Genomic DNA, 16,352 nt, shown 5'->3' on the forward strand with positions numbered 1-16,352 from the left:
GTGATGATGTAAGCAGGGCTCTGTTTTCCTTTTTACAGACCCGTGCGGGAAAAGGGCATTTTGCGCAGGCGCTCGGCATAAGGGCGCCACGAATGCTCAAGCCATTGCCACAATATAAGGGAGGGCAAACCCCAAGCAATTTCACGCAAACGTTTGATGAGAGAAAGCGCAATGGCAACAGCAGGCGGCATACCAAAAAGGCTGCCAACCATAATGTAACCCCCTTCTGACACACCAAGGGCACCGGGCACGGCAAACCCAGCCGATTTAGCTGCTTCCCCCACACCTTCGATCACAAATCCGGTAGCAAGAGAGCACCCATGCCCCATGAAGTGCAGAATCAGCCACACCTCAACAGCCCCTAAAGCCCATGCACAAAACTGCAATATCAGGCCCGTAACCGCATTGCGGCCTGATTTATACAGCGCGAGCACTTCCTTATTAAGGCCGCGAATACCATCAACACCACTCCACCCCAGATGAGCGGCAATGCGAATAAGCAATTTTTCTATGAAAGCCACGGCCCCAAGCCATTGGCTGATAAATACGCCGCCACCTATGGCCAAAAGCACCAGTGCACTTTCCAGCAGGCGGTCTGTCACGGCAGTGCGTTTGACCAGAAACAACAACATGACCAAGCCGCCAAGGGTGAATACCACTTGGCTGAGCAGCTCGATTGTCAGATCGCAAATTGTTGCGGCTGCCGCATGCTTCAGGCCCAAACCACGACGGGCCAACAGGCGGGAGGACATAACCTCCCCGCCAACCTGCGCAACGGGAAGAAGATTATTTATGCCCTCTCGCACACAGCGGAGCATAAAATAGGCTCTTAACGGCAGAACCGGGCCAAAAGTGCGGCCTGCAATGGTGCGCCAAGCGGAAGCAGAAAGAAAAACCTGCACACTATGAAAGGCAATGGCAGCCAAAATGCCCCAACCGCCTGTCATAACCAGAGAAAAAATGGAGGACACCCCAAACTGGGCCAGCATCCATAGGGTCAACCCCAAACCGAAAATCCCGGCAATGAGAGTGACCCGCTTCATGCTTCCTCCATCCTTTTTTGGCTTGGCTTTTACACTTTCGGTTGGTGCAGCCTAACACAACTCATTTTTTCAGCCTTTGATCTGGCGCAGTAAGGCCAGGGATTCCACACACGCAGCAGCGGCTTCGCGCCCTTTGTTGTGGATATCATCAGCAGAGCGTACCTGTGCCTGCTCTTCTGTATAAGTTGTCAACACACCAAAGGCGATAGGCGTTTCCGTAGCCAAAGAGGCCTGAAGAATGCCCATTGTGGCGCCTAGGCTGATGAATTCAAAATGCGCTGTATCCCCTTTTACAACGCAACCAAGGCAGATAACGCCTTCATAGTTGCCTGTTTTGGCAAGTGTCTGTGCCAGAAGTGGCATTTCAAAGGCACCGGGAGCCGCAAATACATCACCGTCTTTCACAGTAATGTTATGTTCAGCCAGCCACGCAATAGCACCATCACGCAGGCCGCCGGTTACAACTTCGTTAAACCGGCTGACAATAATGGCCAGACGCGGTGCAGGAGAAAGTGCCTTGAGATCCGGCAAGGAAACGGGGGAACGTGTACCCATTAGTCAAACACCTTTAATCATTCACTTATTTAAAAATCAGACAACCGCATCCGGTTCGGCATCAACGGCAACAAATTGCCCAAGATGGTGCCCCATGCGCCGGCGCTTGGCTTCCAGATAGGCGCGATTATGCGGTGTAGGTGGAATTTCCAGCCCAATCCGGCGGCGCACCATAAACCCGCGTGTCTCCAGAGCGCGCACTTTATCCGGGTTGTTCGTCAGCAAATCCAGTTCGCCTACGCCAAGGCTGCGCAATATGCCCGAAGCTGCGCGCCAATCTCGGGCATCGGTTGCAAAACCCAGCCTATGGTTGGCATCCACCGTATCCAGCCCGGCATCTTGTAGTTCATAAGCGCGGATTTTGTTGACCAGCCCGATGCCGCGCCCTTCATGCCCGCGCACATAAACCAGCACGCCACATTCCGCCTTCCCTATGGCTCGAAGGGCCGCGTGCAGTTGTGAACCGCAATCGCACCGCAGGGACCCAAGGGCATCACCTGTCACACATTCAGAATGCAGGCGCACCAGCGGCACAGCACCTTTGCGGCGCACATCACCTTTTACCAAGGCCACATGCTCTACGCCGTTTTCATCCTGATACGCATGGATCACCAGATCATCCCCACCGTAAGCACTGGGTAAGGATGCCTGCGCCAGATCTGGCACGGCTGGTTCTGGCGCACCTTCTGGATTTGCTTCAGCGGCCTGCATTGCCAAGGATGACAGGCCGTGAGCTTTAATCCATGTCACCAACTCTGCAATGGAAACAATCGGCAGATCATGCTGGCGGGCAAACACCTCCAACTGTGGCCGACGCGCCATGGTGCCATCTTCATTCAGAATTTCGCAAATCACAGCGGCTGGCTTTAACCCGGCCAGACGCAGCAGATCTATCGAACCTTCCGTATGGCCAATACGCTCCAGCACCCCACCGGGGGCGGCGCGCAGCGGAAAGATATGGCCCGGTGTGGCAATATCCGCAGGTGTTGCGTTTTCTGATGCCGCTACACGCACGGTATGCGACCGATCTGGCGCAGAAATACCTGTGCTCACGCCTTCCTTGGCCTCAATGGATACCGTAAACGCCGTGCCATACTGAGCTGTATTATCGCTTTGCCGCACCATCATGGGTAGACCAAGACGATCTACCTGTTGAGGTGTGAGCGGCAGGCACACAAGGCCACGGGCATGGGTGATCATGAAGTTCATGGCTTCTGGCGTCATGAACTCCGCAGCCATAACCAGATCGCCTTCGTTTTCGCGATCTTCATCATCCACCATAATAACCATACGGCCAGAACGCACGGCTTCTACCGCCTGCAAAAGCCTTGCCGATGCCTTAGCTGCCACTGGGGCTGCTGTGTTTACTTGGTCCGGCATTGTGCCTCCACATATTTGGCAATGATATCCACTTCCACATTCACGGCATCACCAACTTTTAGCGTGCCGAGCGTGGTGTGCTCCCATGTGTGCGGAATAATCATCAGTTCGATGGGAAAGGTCTCGCCGTTTGGCTCACCCACTTCATTCAGCGTCAGGCTAATGCCCGCAAGTGCCACAGACCCTTTGGCTACCATGTAGCGACGCAGCTGGGCTGGCACTTCAAACACCACGCGCCGCGCATCACCAGACTGGGTACATTCTGTAAACCGTGCCACGGCATCCACATGACCTTGCACAATATGGCCAGAAAGACGTGTGGCAGGCGTAACGGCGCGTTCCAGATTGACCCGGCACCCAGCCTCAAGCGCGCCCAATGTGGTGCAATCCAGTGTCTCGCTGCTCACAAAAAAGCGGACAAGACCTGTTGTTGAAGGCTCTACAGCAGTCAGGCACACACCGTTTACGGCTATGCTTTCCCCCTCCGCCACATCGTGCAGCCCTGTTTCCACTTCCAGCATAAGAGACTGGGGGCTGCGCTCCGCCTTAGCCACATGGCCGAGAGATTCTATGATACCGGAAAACATACCTGCTCCTGCGCACACCGCACCCACTCGGGAAAAAGGGAAAGAGGTGTGACATCATGTTGGGTTGAAACAGCAAGATGATCCTGCCCTGAAGCACCCTGACGAATGGTCAGCCAATCATCCCACAAATTATGGGTTTTAAGGGCCTCAAGCAGAGTTGGCCCGGCTTCTACCAGCACCCACAGCGCATCGCTTTGCGCCAGAATATCTGGCAGTTGCGCAATATCGGGGCAGAAGCGCACATCAAACGTGGCGGAAACGCTGTCCAGCCACTCAGCCGGTGCATGTTTTTCCTGCCCACACACCACCAACAGGCGGCGGCGTTCAGGGTGATCTTCCACATGCCTTACGGTCAGCGTGGGCCGATCAGCCAATACGGTGCCTGTCGCTGTCACAATGCCATCTGTGACACGCCGCAAAGTATGCGCCAGCCGGAGGGATGCCGGGGTTGTAAAGGTTTTTTGCCCTTTTGGGGGCACCATGGAGCCTTTGCTATCCAACGCCTGTTTAACGGTTACCCAAGGCCGCCCGTGTGTCATGCGCATGGCAAATGGGGCCAACAACGCACGGCAGCGTGCATATGTGGCCGCAGCATTCATGCACTGCCACAAACGGTTAACCGTAATACCTTCACGTTCCAGCCGGGCAGCGCCCCCACCCTGCACATGCGGGTTAGGGTCTGCACAACCAATCCAGACGGTTTTAACAGGGGTAGAAAGCAGTGCTTCCGTACACGGTGGGGTGCGACCGGTATGATTGCAGGGCTCCAGCGTAACAACAGCGGTATCAATCCGCTCCACCACCCCAAGAGCACGCGCCTGCTCTACGGCCAGCCTTTCAGCATGTGCAGTGCCTGCCTGATGATGTGCGGCCACAACCAACACATCACCTTGCGCATCCAGCAGCACACACCCTACCGGCGGGTTGGGGGCTGTACGCCCTACAAAGCTCCACGCCTCAGCCACGGCAAGATGAAACGCCGCACCAATGCGTTCTGGCATGATCTGTCGGGAAATCTGTGAAAAGCTGTTCACCCTGTTTCTGCCCGCGTTCTCATAAACCAGACGGACTCAGGGCATAAGATAGCCTTGCACGCACGTAATTCTGGACGAATCACGATAACGCACCAGTCTTTCTGTTCTCTTCCATCCGGACTGTAACCGTCGGCCCCGGAATTGCACCGGATCTGCTGACCCCGCCATAAGCGGGCGCTCGCGGGCTTACAACGCTGTGCGCTGCTTACCGCCGGTAGGGATTTTCACCCTGCCCTGAGAACATCACACCCACAACATGCGAGTGATAACAACTATGATGGCCCTGCCTTTTGCCTTATGCAAGAGCAAATGCCTTCACAGTTTGTTAAAAACTGCACCCACCTTGCCCAAATGTTTCGGCAAAGTTATGATGCCGCCGCATCTATCTGGATCAGGTAAAAGGAACTTATTGCTTCTTAATCTTGGTCATTCTGATAGCAATCTATGGCAGGTTTTTATGGCACAACACCAAGCACGTGCGTTTTGCATCATATGTAGGCAGACGAAACGACTTTAACCTGCATGCCCTTCATATCTCATCTGAGCCATGGATTCCGCATATCGCTTTTGGGTATGCGTTGCCTTTCCTTACAGCCACAGCGGAATACGGAGCACTGTCTGCCCCTGTTTCTGCCAGCCAACATGGATTTACCATGAGCATACCCGACCAGAAGCAAACATCTGCTTCTTCCACACCACCCTATTCTGGCCTGGCTGGCTGGATTAACAGACGCCTTCCGGTCATTTCTGCCTTTCGGGCTGAATATGTTGATTTCCGTGTACCGCGCAATCTGAATGGCTGGTGGAATTTTGGGGCTATTCTGACGCTTGTTCTGGGGCTGATGCTGGCCAGTGGCGTTTTTCTTGCCATGAACTATACCCCCACAGATGCAGGGGCTTTTCTTTCTGTTGAAGCCATAGAACGCCAGCTTTCTGGCGGATGGCTTTTGCGTGCCATGCACATGACAGGCGCAAACCTGTTTCTGGCAGCTTTGTATCTGCATCTGTTTCGTGGGCTTTATTACGGATCTTACAAAGCCCCGCGTGAACTGCTGTGGCTGACCGGCCTTGTGCTGATGCTGATGGTTATGGCTACCGCTTTTGCAGGCTATCTGCTGCCGTGGGGCCAGATGTCCTATTGGGGCGCAGATGTAATTACCAAAGCCGTGGGTGCCATACCGGGTATTGGCCCAACGCTGGAACACATCATGACAGGCAGCGACCATCTGGGAGATATCTTCCTCCATCGCTTTTTTGTGCTGCACTTTGTTCTGGCATTTCTGATTGTGGGTGTTGTGGGCATGCACGTAGCGGCTGTGCACGTTTCAGGCTCCAACAACCCCACGGGTGTTGAACCACGCACCCCCAAGGATACGGTGCCTTTCTACCCTTACTATGTCAGCAAGGATCTGGTTGGGCTTATTCTGTTTGCAATGGTGTTTGCAGCCCTGATGTTCTTTTGGCCCAACATGCTGATTGAGCCAGACAACTACACCCCGGCAGACCCCATGCACACACCAGCAGACATTGAACCTGAATGGTATTTCCTGCCGTTTTATGGGCTTTTGCAATCCGTGCCATCCAAATTTGGCGGTCTTGTAGCTGCCGCTGGCTCCCTGCTGGTTCTGTTTGCCTTGCCGTGGCTTGATCGCTCCCCCGTGCGCTCCATGCGTTTTCGCCCCCTGTGCCGTATTGGGCTTCTGGGCGTTGTGTGTGCATTTATTGTGCTGGCAGATGCAGGCAAGCACCACGCACAAGGTGGCTGGCTAATTGCCGCCCGTTTGGCTGGGCTTTATTATTTTGGGTATTTCCTTGTGTTCCTTCCCCTTGTTTCCCGCACGGAAAAAACGCGCCCTCTCCCTTCCTCCATTGCTGCCTCACAGGGAGATGCCTGATGCGTAAGCATGTTTTTGCAGGCTCCTTGCTGGCAGCGTTTACCCTTGCAATGCCCGCACTGGCCAGCACGCCAGATAAAGCTCCGCCGCATCAGAAATGGAGCTTTGAGGGTGCAACCGGCACCTATGATAAAGCCAGCCTGCAGCGCGGCTTTTTGGTGTATGATCATGTATGCGCCAGCTGCCACGGCATGCGCAGCCTGACATATCGGGATCTGGAAGGCATTGGGCTAAGTGATCAGGCGATTACAGATCTTGCCCATAGCAAGCAGATTGCTGGCCCGGTTGGCATCTCCGGCATGCCCACAATGCGCCCCGGCTTGCCGGATGATCACTTCCGCTCTCCCTTCCCCAATGATGCCGCAGCGGCTGCGGTTATGGGTGGGGTTGCGCCACCAGATCAATCTCGCTTGGCGGCTGTGCACCCCGGTGGAGCAGATTGGCTTTATGCCTTTCTAACAGGTTACCGCATGCCCCCACCGGCTGATGCCCCTGTTGTGCCGGGCAAATTCTATAATGATTGGGCAGAAGGCCATATGATTGGTATGCCCCCGCCGTTAATGAACGGTGCCATTCAATACCCAGATGGCACACCGGCAACTGTGGAGCAGCAGGCCAAGGATATTACCACATTCCTGGTCTGGGCTGCAGATCCACACCGTAATGAGCGCCACCATATTGGCAAAGGGGTTCTGGCTTATCTGGCTGTTCTGCTTGTTCTGGCTATCGCATGGAAGCGGAAAATCTGGAAAAACCTGAAATCGCACGGATAAACGGAAAGCACGAACAGCATGACACGCGAAACCGAAGAAACCGCAGCAACAGAACAAGCCCCCGGACGCCGTGACTTTTTGGGAATTGTAACCACGGCTGGCACAGTTACAGGCTTGGCGGCCTGTGCTGTTCCGTTTGTGCAAAGCCTGAAGCCGCAGGACAGTGCATCCGCCCATCTGCCAGTGGATGTTGATATTTCCAAGCTCACCCCCGGCCAGCAGATGACGGTTGTCTGGCAGGGCAAGCCTGTCTTTATCATGCGCCGCACGCCGGAAGAAATTGCTCTGCTGCAAGACCACGCTCTGGCCGAAAAACTGCGGGATGCAGAATCCACTGCAAACCAGCAGCCCGCTTATGCCCGCAACTGGCATCGCTCCCTTGTGCCGGAATATGGCGTTTACGTGGGTATTTGCACGCATTTGGGCTGCGTGCCGGGCCTTAACCAACCTACGGGCAACACGGCCGATACATGTGGTGGCTATGGCTGCCCGTGCCACGGATCAAAGTTTGATCTGGCAGGCCGCGTTTATAAAGGCGCACCGGCTCCGTATAATCTGCCTGTGCCGCCTTATTCCATGCCCTCGCCTACCAGCATCAGGCTGGGAGAAAACCCCAAGGGGCAAAACTTCGATTTCTCAACAATCGAACAGATTTAATCTTCTCTACAAACGCCGCATTCACCCTGCGGCGTTTTTTATATCTGCATAGCAGACCGCCTCATCTCACTCTGAGAGTGTGAGATGAATTGTCAAAATTCACCCTTATCGAGGGAATGGAAAACCGCCAATCTGTGTTGTGGTTGCTTTTTCTAACCAGCTTGATTGCAAGGGTGTAAAATAGATGTCTGATATTGTGGTGGTTTATCATTCTGGGTTTGGTCATACCCGCCGGGTCGCAGAATACGTTGTCAAAGGCGCCAACGCTACACTGCTGGAAATTGATCAAAATGGTGATCTGCCAGAAAGCAGTTGGGAAGCTTTGGACAAAGCCAAAACCATTGTGTTTGGCACCCCCACCTATATGGGCAATGCCAGTTGGCAGTTTAAAAAGTTTGCAGATGCCACATCCCGCATCTGGTTCAATCGTGGGTGGCAGAACAAGCTGTTTGCCGGCTTTACAAACAGCGCCAGCCCGGTAGGGGATAAAGGTTGCACCATGGCATGGCTTCAGGTTCTGGCGGCGCAGCATGGTGGAATCTGGATCAGCCTTGACCTGCTACCCTCCAACACCAAAGCCGCTACAAAAGCAGATCTCAACGTGCTGGGGGGAGCCGCTGGCCTGCTGGTGCAAAGCCCATCTGATGCCAGCGTAGATGAAATTCCCAGCGGGGATCTGGATACAGCAACGGCTTATGGCGCACGTATTGCCGACATAACTTCTCGCTTTAAATAACAGACACTTAGCCAGCATGTTTCCTGCTGCCGAATAGCAGACATGCTGGCTATACCTTTTTCAGCCAGCCCCTCAAACGCTAAAACATCCCCAGTATCTACCGCAAACGGGGACGTAATGGCTGTTTCTTGGGGGGATTTTCAGGCTATCATCCAGCTTTCCGCTGGCTTGAATGTTGCTATTCTCAGCTTTGTGGATATCAGCATCCCCGCCATCAAGGAACGCCGCCGTGTGTTTTCCAAAGCGCGGCAGGAGCTGGAAATCTACCGCAAAAACCCACACAAAGTGACAACAGAAGATAAAGCAGCCCATGCCGGCGCGGTGGGAGAAATAGACCGCCAGCTTTTTGACCTGTGGCGTGAGACATCAGAGTTTGAAACCGTGGAAGATTCCATGATTAAAACAACAGGTGTTTTTGGCTTTATTGGTGCAATCGTAAGCATAAGTTTGTTGTGGTATTCTGGCCTGCATTACGATGATCCAATTAGAACATCTGGCGAGTTGCTTACGTTACTTTCGTTCCTCTCCTTGGCCGCAGCATTTTTCATTAACTTTATTACCGCGTTTAAAGCCGCGCATTATACAAAACGCTGCAATGACCTGCGCCAGCAAATGCGGCAAAAATTATAGCCGATAGTTCGGCACCGCAGATGAATAACATTCATCATTTCTTTTTTATTTCTTTATCGGAATGTTTATGCCTAGACTGCCAAACGCTCTGGCCATGTAACAGCCGCACTGAAGGGGAATAACCCTCCATGACGACGCTCCAAAAAAAACAGAAAGTTCTGCTGCTTCTTTCCGCTTCTTCGTTGCTGCTTCCTGCCTTGCATAAAACGGCACATGCGCAGGTTCTGCCCTTTACAAGCCTGAAAACAAGTAGTTCCAGCTTGGGCCGCTGGCTGTCTGACATTACCCTTACGGGGCAGATTGAAGGCGGTATCATGGCCAATCCGGCACGCCCCAACCCCGGCTATAACTATGGGGACTTCCTGGCTGATCATGCCAACCAGGTGCAGCTCAACCAAGCTGAATTCACCATTTCCAAAGCCATCGACTCCAGCCTGAACGAATACCAAATCGGCTTCACGCTGGAGGGACTGTATGGTTCCGATGCCAGATACTACCATGTGCTGGGTATTTCGGATCAGGAATGGAAAGCGCGTTACCAGCTTATTCCCGCCCAAGCGCATGTAGATGTGCACCTGCCGTGGCTGACAAAAGGTGGGCTGGATATGCAGGTTGGTATTCTGCAGGCCCCTATGGGTGTTGAAGGGTTGGACCCAACATCCCGCGCTTTTTATACGCTTGCCTATACATCTGAATATTCTGTACCGTTTGAGCATATCGGCGCCATGTTTAACTGGCACGTAACGCCTATGGTGGATGTAACTTTCGGGATTGATACCGGCAACCAGACATCCTTTGGTAGTTCCGATAACAACCACATGCCTGCGGCCTATTTTGGTTTTAACCTCAACAACCTCGCACATGGCAAACTACGCATTGTAGAGCTCAGCCGTGTTGGACCAGAAAACTCTTGGCGCGCAATCGGACATTATGAAGCAGACCATGCGCAACGCTTCTGGAACGATATCAACGCCACCTATGAGATAAATGACAAGCTCTCTGTGACCGCCGAATTCAACTATCTGCATGATGAAGGCGTGCGCGGTATTGGCGCGCGGGGGCAATTTGCTGGCGCTGATGCAGAAAGTTTTGTCAGCTTCCTCAGCTATAAGATCAACAAGGAATTCACCTTCAATTACCGTGGGGAAATCTACCGCGATAATAACAACATGATGGTGGCCACCTTCCGCGGCAACAATTCCTATATGGAAGCTCTGGCTGGCACAGGGGGAGAAACTGTTGCTGGCCCCTCTGGCCACGGCACCACGTATGGGGACCTCTCCTTAAACGTCGTGTATCATCCAGATTTGGGGCACCATGTGCGCGTATTCCAGCTTCGGCCGGAAATACGGTTTGATCGCTCCCTTAATGGCACTACACCTTTTAATGGTGGCCGAAACAACGGCATGTTCACCTTTGGTGGCGATGCTGTTATCGGGTTCTGATACACTTAGGCACAGGCTGCCATATCCGTGGCAGCCTGCTTTACCTTTTTAGCTACCCAATCTGGATGAGAGCACCAGATACAAAATAAACACACAATCCAACCCACATAGCATCAGGGTAAGTTCTGCCCATTTGCGGGTTGTCAGCACAAAAGCTGTATGCAGCAGCAAACCAAACGCCAGACTGACCATAAAATCACCTGTCAGCACGGTAACAAGCAGCATAAACAGCGGAATAACCCGCTCCTGCACAGCCAAAGCTTTCAGGTCTGGCAGGCTGCCAAGCATACCCAAACCTACCAGAATAAGAGCCGGTGCCGTTGCCACAGCAGGCACGCAGATAATAAGTGGCCACAAGATGGAGGACACCGCAAACAGGCAGGCCACCACCAGTGTTGTCAGTCCGGTGCGTCCCCCCTCTTCTACCCCCACCAAAGATTCCAGATACGCTGAAACAGTGGATGTGCCCAAAGCAGACCCAATAACACTGGCCGTTGCATCTGCCACAAAAGCCGACTTTGCCAGCAAAGGCTGCCCCTGCTTATCCTTCAGACCAGAACGCTGCATCACAGCCATCATGGTGCCCGTGGCATCAAAAAAATCACCCAAAAAGAAATAAAGAGTTATGGGCAAAACCAGAAACAAATTGGCAAACAGACCGTGAAAATCATACGGGAATAACATGAACCACGGGTAAGAAGGCCAATCCACCCAATGCGCAGGCAGTTGCGTCACCTTGCTGCCATCTGGATGCGCAACCCACAGCCCGGCAATGGTTACTGCAATAACAGACAGCAAAATAGCGGCTGGCACGCGCGCCCATTTTAACATCATGGCCAGAAAAACCCCGGCCAGCGCCAACAGCACAACAGGGTTGGACAGTTGCCCGAATACCAACCCCTCCCCGCCCTTGGTTACCAAACCACCATTTACGATGCCGATATGAGCCACAAAGGCCCCAATAGCAAAATGAATGCCCTGTTTGACTGAGAGCGGGAATGTTTCAACAATTCTGCGTCGCCACGGCGTGAGGGAGAGAAACAGAAAAGCCAGCCCACCCAACAGCACCATGGTAAAGGCCTGAGCCGGTGGCACCCCCATGCGCACAACAACAATCTGGGCAAACACCACGTTGCTGCTCATAACAGGTGCCAGTGCTATAGGCAGATTGGCCCCCACAGCCATAATGAAAGACCCCACAACAGCAGAGGCTATTGTGGTGATAACCATGGCATGCTGGTCTAACCCGGCTGAGGCCAAGATATTGGGGTTAACGGCCATAATATAGGCCATAGCCCCAAAGGTGGTGATACCCGCCACAACTTCCTTGGGGATGCTGGACCCGCGGCCAGAAATATCAAAAGCACGATCCAGACATGCACGCATGCCTGACCATAAATATCTCATCCATTCCTCGGCAGTGCTGCTAGGGCCAGTTTCTGCTTTATCTTACGGATGTACGACCAAAAATAACACCAGCGAAATAAAAGTTTTCCTGCACTCACGGATGTAATCTGCGCAGCACATAGCAGCCATCCGGCCTGCCCCTGTAGCCGAATGCTGGGGGCATCCCCATTTCGTAAAATGAACAAATGCTTAGGTTTAAGCATCAAAGCAAAAAGGATATTTTTTATGACTGATAAAGCACCGCACGAAACCAGCTCCCTTTTCCATCTGGCAGAACGCGCCCTTAAGCAGCCCAAACTGGCAACCAAGGAAGAAGTGCGTGAACTGGCAAACTATGTGCTTAAAGGCGGCGTAAAGGCTGGTGAAGCCGAACGCGAAGTGGCTAAAAAAGCAGAGCGCAACCCAGAGGGCGTAGAAGCCTCTGAAATTGAATCTCTGGCAAAAACCGTTATTGCCGCACATTCCTGAGAATTGCGCAGGCAGGTGGCCCAAAACCACCTGCCACCAAAATGTAAACCGGGACTCCCTCTTCTTCTCTCCGAAGATATAATTGCGGACAAAGAAGGGAGATGAATTTGAAAAAGTTACTTCTGGTTGCCATGCTGATATGGGCAACGCCAGTTATGGCATCTTCTGCGCCGCAAACTGTTGATGATGCCTACCCTTATGTTGATGCCGCATCCATTTTACTCACCAATGATATCAAAACATTTCTGAGCGGCGGCAAAAGCCTTATAAATTGGGCACCAGTTTTTCCGCACCCAACTATGGTAACGGCTCAAGCTTATTGGGCACAATGGAAATCCAGTTCCTCTACTGCCGCAAAAGATTTTCCCATGGATAAGCCTATCTATATTACTGGACAGGCTCTCTCTGTTTCTCAAACAGGGGAAGATTTTTATGTTGATTACGCCTCATCCCCATCAGGCATAGATGATGTACAAGCCTATCTTTCCAATAATGGAGTGAATGCAGCTTCATCTTATTCTGCCGGAAAAAAAGTTTCTCTGCTTTGTTTTCGCGCAAAAAACATGTTCCAGCCAACAGATTTAGGCGGCTGTGAAGATATTGGCAGTGTTGCACAAAGTATTTTTGTAGATGCGTATAAAGATCTCGCTCTTGTTGCTGCGGGCAAAAGTGGGGGCAGACTACCCTTTTCTGCCAGCGCGCAAAGAATGATTATTTCTGCGCAAAGTTGTGCCTTGCAACTTCGCAAGGCTGCATCGGAAGCGGTTTCTACCAGAGAAATGGCTTCATGCAGAGGTGGTGGCTAAGTCCAACACCATAGCCTGACAGGCTAAATACCCTGTCAGACACTATTGGTATTACAAATTTAATGTGCGTTTCAGAGCTGCACAGTAGGCATCCATAAACCTGCGGGAAAGTTCGGCATCTGGCACATACATATCAAACACATGATACGCCCCCGGCACCACCATAACTTCCGTTGGTACGGCCGCAGCCATCAGGCGGGTTGCGTAATCAAGGTCTTCTTTCAAAAACAGATCCATTGATCCCACACCAATAAAGGTGGGAGGCAAACCTGCCAGATCTGTTGCACGGCCAGCAGCTGCATATGGTGGCGTTTGTGGGCCGCCCGCTTTATCGCCCAAATAAGCCTGCCATGCGTATTTGTTGGCAGAACGTGTCCAGACAAATTCGCCAAAATTGGCGCCCGGATCGCTGTTGATTGCCGTGCGATCATCCAACATGGGGTAGATAAGCAGTTGGAAAGCCAGCTTGTATTCTTTTTTGTCACGCGCCATCAGGCTCAGTGCAGCACTTAAACCACCACCCGCACTTTCACCCGCAACAACAACCTTATCGCGCGAAATACCAAGCTTACTGGCGTTTTCATGCACCCATTTCAGCACGGCATAACAGTCTTCAATCGCACCGGGGTATTTGACCTCTGGCGCCAGACGATAATCAACTGAAAAAATCTGAAAGCCTAGATCACTGGCCAGCTTTTGGCATTTAGGGTCATCCACTTCTGGGTGGCCAGAAACGAGACCGCCACCATGAATGTAAACCATAGCAGGCGCATTGGGCTGCACTTCACGCGGCGTATAAACGACCACGCGCACATCTGGGGCGTTATTCAACCCCGGCACATATTCTTCCCGCGTGATAACATCTGGCAGAGGCCGACCTTCTATAAGGCGCACAGATGTTAGAAAAACTTCTCGCACTTCTGGAAGTGAAAGCGATGAAAGACCATCAAAAGATGGCATTTTCTCAAGAATGGGAAGAAATTCGGGATTAACTACTGATTTTGGCATAGTAACTCGCCTCCTATTTTGCGGCTGGCATCACAGACCGCGCCGCAAGACAAGTGTATATACCTACATACCTTAGAATTTATTGATTGGTATCAATATAAAAATACAATACTCAGATATTTTATATGTAATTTTTACATAATATATTATGTTTATACACGTTATAAGTTTAATTTATTAAAAGATATGCTATTTAAGAGTGATTGAAATTCATAATATATTTTATTTTTTCTATATGAATATAAAATTCACCCAACAACAGGCATTCTAAAATACCCACCAACCTGTTGCTCAGATAGATTCATGGCCAGCCTGATTAGCACCAGACTGACCATGAAAATACCTTCTCTAATTAAGCAAAATTCTTTTCGCTATCAGCTTGTTTCTCAGTGTTTGCAATGTAAGGCCCTGCTGCACGGATTGTGAGGGAGAGCAGCCCCATTTCGTGGTCGATGAGATGGTCTTCCAATGGCAACAAGGCATTGCCATTTGTCCATGCACAATCTGCCCAATCCGTTTCATGCCAGCCTTCGGGCTTGTCCTGCTTGAGATGCGCGATGATGTCATGCTGCTTTCCGACTGCTGCAAGATGCACATCCGCTACAGCAACACCCATAACCCGACGATCATCCACAAAAGGCCCAATGACATCGGCAGGCCGTGCAGCGCGGGAAACAACACGCACAAAGCGTGTGCCTGCACGCAGCATAAAGCTATACCGCTGGCCGTTACGCCGCACAGCACGCACAATGGCACCTTTATCGGTCACCAAGTGCAAATCAGGTTCCTCTGTAAGAGCCTGCGATGCTTCAGCCACCAGATGCCCTGCAATACCTGCTGAGCGGTCTGCCAATTTGCGGAACAACGGTTCCACAAAAGCCCGATCCACACACAGATCTACTGCAGCGTCTTCTTCCCAGCTTTTGACTTTTCCACCCATGCTCATGACAGATCCTGCCTGACGGAACGCCCGGCGGTTACCGGTATCCAGGTAGCTTTCTGTCAGCATACCATCTGCCGTGATCACAGAATGTTCTTCTGTTTCCACATGATAGTAATCGTAAGAAGTGATGGATTTATCATAAAAGATGGAAGATCCATTCACCAGCATGCGCACAGGCACAAACTTGCCATCAAAGAACAGGCAATGCTCTGATGTAATCAGCATATCCTTGTAAGGTACGCCATCTGCAATGGCATTCTTGAGGATACGTACTGGATAACCTGCCTCATCATCCGGCAGACCAGCTCGCACATTTGCATGTGCCTTACCTGCCCATGTCACTTTGCGAACACTGCTTTGGCCATCTGCAAATGTGAGAACTTCATCCCCCAGTTGCAATGTTTCAACCGCAACATCACCGGACGGTGTGCGGATCATGGAGCCTGCAAGGAAACACACTTCATAAACGGCATTACCATCCGCATCAGAAGAAAGCTCGTACCCATACGTGCTGACATCATCAATGTGCAGCGTAACAGATCCGCCCTCGTTAAAGGACAAAGTGACATAGTTGCCATCTGCTGAATAGCTGGTGGAGGTAATATCGGCTGCCTTAACCCCGGAAAGCACAATACCGTCCGAGTTTCCGGCAGCACTTCCGTCAAAACCGGTTACTTCTGTCGTAACGGTTGTGGCAGAAGATGTATCAATACCATCCAAGGTCAGCCCCGTATTAGTGCTACCTTCCAAATCAACAACGCCACCGGCTGCAGCCCATATGGTGGCCTTGGCCCCATTTTGCAGAACTTCTGTACCACTCAGCACACCACCGCTTTGCACATTCAGCTTGCTGCCGCTTTCTACAGTAACATTATTTGCCGTGCCACCTGCATCAACAGTCAACTGCGCACCATCCGTAACCATGGCGCCACTTTCAACACCACCGTTATAGACTTCCTCTGTCGCCCCTTTAAGGGTGGTCCCA

The 16,352-nt window shown here is 51.9% G+C and carries 16 protein-coding genes and 1 riboswitch; of the genes, 8 read left to right on the forward strand and 8 right to left on the reverse strand.

The genetic code is table 11. The annotated features are described in order from the left end of the window. Window positions 1-32: 32 nt before the first annotated feature. From APA10_RS02715 to ribD, 5 genes are all read right to left on the reverse strand, one after another. On the reverse strand, window positions 33-1,043 hold the full coding sequence (locus APA10_RS02715) for a lysylphosphatidylglycerol synthase domain-containing protein (RefSeq protein ID WP_035365922.1): 1,011 nt from the start codon (window positions 1,041-1,043) through the stop codon (window positions 33-35). A gap of 69 nt (window positions 1,044-1,112) precedes the next feature. Further along, window positions 1,113-1,598, reverse strand: coding sequence for a 6,7-dimethyl-8-ribityllumazine synthase (ribH, locus tag APA10_RS02720; protein WP_003630055.1), 486 nt, complete (start codon window positions 1,596-1,598; stop codon window positions 1,113-1,115). 36 nt (window positions 1,599-1,634) lie between these two features. Continuing rightward, on the reverse strand, window positions 1,635-2,948 hold the full coding sequence (locus tag APA10_RS02725; protein WP_003630054.1) for a bifunctional 3,4-dihydroxy-2-butanone-4-phosphate synthase/GTP cyclohydrolase II: 1,314 nt from the start codon (window positions 2,946-2,948) through the stop codon (window positions 1,635-1,637). A gap of 14 nt (window positions 2,949-2,962) precedes the next feature. Next, window positions 2,963-3,565, reverse strand: coding sequence for a riboflavin synthase (locus APA10_RS02730; RefSeq protein ID WP_035365920.1), 603 nt, complete (start codon window positions 3,563-3,565; stop codon window positions 2,963-2,965). Beyond that, window positions 3,547-4,599 (reverse strand): bifunctional diaminohydroxyphosphoribosylaminopyrimidine deaminase/5-amino-6-(5-phosphoribosylamino)uracil reductase RibD, encoded by a 1,053-nt coding sequence (gene ribD / locus APA10_RS02735; protein ID WP_003630052.1) that lies wholly within the window; start codon window positions 4,597-4,599, stop codon window positions 3,547-3,549. Before ribD ends, APA10_RS02730 begins: the two co-directional genes overlap by 19 nt. 99 nt (window positions 4,600-4,698) lie before the next feature. Further along, a riboswitch (FMN riboswitch) is annotated at window positions 4,699-4,845 on the reverse strand. Between the two features lie 230 nt (window positions 4,846-5,075). On the opposite strand from ribD, the gene APA10_RS02740 reads away from it, so the two are divergent. The 6 genes from APA10_RS02740 to APA10_RS02765 all read left to right on the forward strand — a co-directional run bounded on the left by APA10_RS02740 (window position 5,076) and on the right by APA10_RS02765 (window position 10,735). After that, window positions 5,076-6,494 carry a cytochrome b gene (locus APA10_RS02740; RefSeq protein ID WP_035365928.1) on the forward strand — a complete coding sequence of 473 codons (1,419 nt, stop codon included), beginning with the start codon at window positions 5,076-5,078 and terminating at the stop codon, window positions 6,492-6,494. Beyond that, the gene (locus tag APA10_RS02745; protein ID WP_003630050.1) at window positions 6,494-7,267 is read left to right on the forward strand and encodes a cytochrome c1; all 774 of its coding nucleotides are present in this window, start codon (window positions 6,494-6,496) and stop codon (window positions 7,265-7,267) included. Before APA10_RS02740 ends, APA10_RS02745 begins: the two co-directional genes overlap by 1 nt. An 18-nt stretch (window positions 7,268-7,285) precedes the next feature. Further along, entirely contained in the window at window positions 7,286-7,924 is a 639-nt protein-coding gene (gene petA / locus APA10_RS02750) for a ubiquinol-cytochrome c reductase iron-sulfur subunit (protein WP_003630049.1), read from the forward strand. Between the two features lie 184 nt (window positions 7,925-8,108). Then, on the forward strand, window positions 8,109-8,660 hold the full coding sequence (locus APA10_RS02755) for a flavodoxin family protein (RefSeq protein ID WP_003630047.1): 552 nt from the start codon (window positions 8,109-8,111) through the stop codon (window positions 8,658-8,660). Between the two features lie 42 nt (window positions 8,661-8,702). Further along, the gene (locus APA10_RS02760) at window positions 8,703-9,290 is read left to right on the forward strand and encodes a hypothetical protein (RefSeq protein ID WP_003630046.1); all 588 of its coding nucleotides are present in this window, start codon (window positions 8,703-8,705) and stop codon (window positions 9,288-9,290) included. A 128-nt stretch (window positions 9,291-9,418) separates the two neighbouring features. Continuing rightward, window positions 9,419-10,735, forward strand: a complete 1,317-nt coding sequence (locus APA10_RS02765) for an outer membrane beta-barrel protein (protein ID WP_003630044.1) — start codon at window positions 9,419-9,421, stop codon at window positions 10,733-10,735. Between the two features lie 48 nt (window positions 10,736-10,783). On the opposite strand, the gene APA10_RS02770 is transcribed toward APA10_RS02765, so the two are convergent. Then, window positions 10,784-12,142, reverse strand: a complete 1,359-nt coding sequence (locus tag APA10_RS02770; protein ID WP_035365916.1) for an NCS2 family permease — start codon at window positions 12,140-12,142, stop codon at window positions 10,784-10,786. 225 nt (window positions 12,143-12,367) lie between these two features. Here APA10_RS02770 and APA10_RS02775 point away from each other — a divergent pair, with 225 nt between their 5' ends. Together APA10_RS02775 and APA10_RS02780 are read left to right on the forward strand one after the other, a co-directional pair. Next, window positions 12,368-12,610, forward strand: a complete 243-nt coding sequence (locus APA10_RS02775) for a hypothetical protein (RefSeq protein ID WP_003624576.1) — start codon at window positions 12,368-12,370, stop codon at window positions 12,608-12,610. A gap of 101 nt (window positions 12,611-12,711) precedes the next feature. Continuing rightward, window positions 12,712-13,416, forward strand: coding sequence for a hypothetical protein (locus APA10_RS02780; protein ID WP_003630040.1), 705 nt, complete (start codon window positions 12,712-12,714; stop codon window positions 13,414-13,416). Between the two features lie 51 nt (window positions 13,417-13,467). On the opposite strand, the gene APA10_RS02785 is transcribed toward APA10_RS02780, so the two are convergent. Together APA10_RS02785 and APA10_RS02790 are read right to left on the reverse strand one after the other, a co-directional pair. Then, window positions 13,468-14,424: an alpha/beta hydrolase gene (locus APA10_RS02785; RefSeq protein ID WP_003624578.1), complete on the reverse strand. Its 957-nt coding sequence runs from the start codon at window positions 14,422-14,424 to the stop codon at window positions 13,468-13,470. A gap of 352 nt (window positions 14,425-14,776) precedes the next feature. After that, window positions 14,777-16,352 (reverse strand): Hint domain-containing protein (locus tag APA10_RS02790; RefSeq protein WP_035367307.1); only part of this gene is annotated, 1,576 nt, incomplete at its 5' end.

Source organism: Acetobacter pasteurianus subsp. pasteurianus LMG 1262 = NBRC 106471 (assembly GCF_000285275.1).
GTDB lineage: Bacteria > Pseudomonadota > Alphaproteobacteria > Acetobacterales > Acetobacteraceae > Acetobacter > Acetobacter pasteurianus.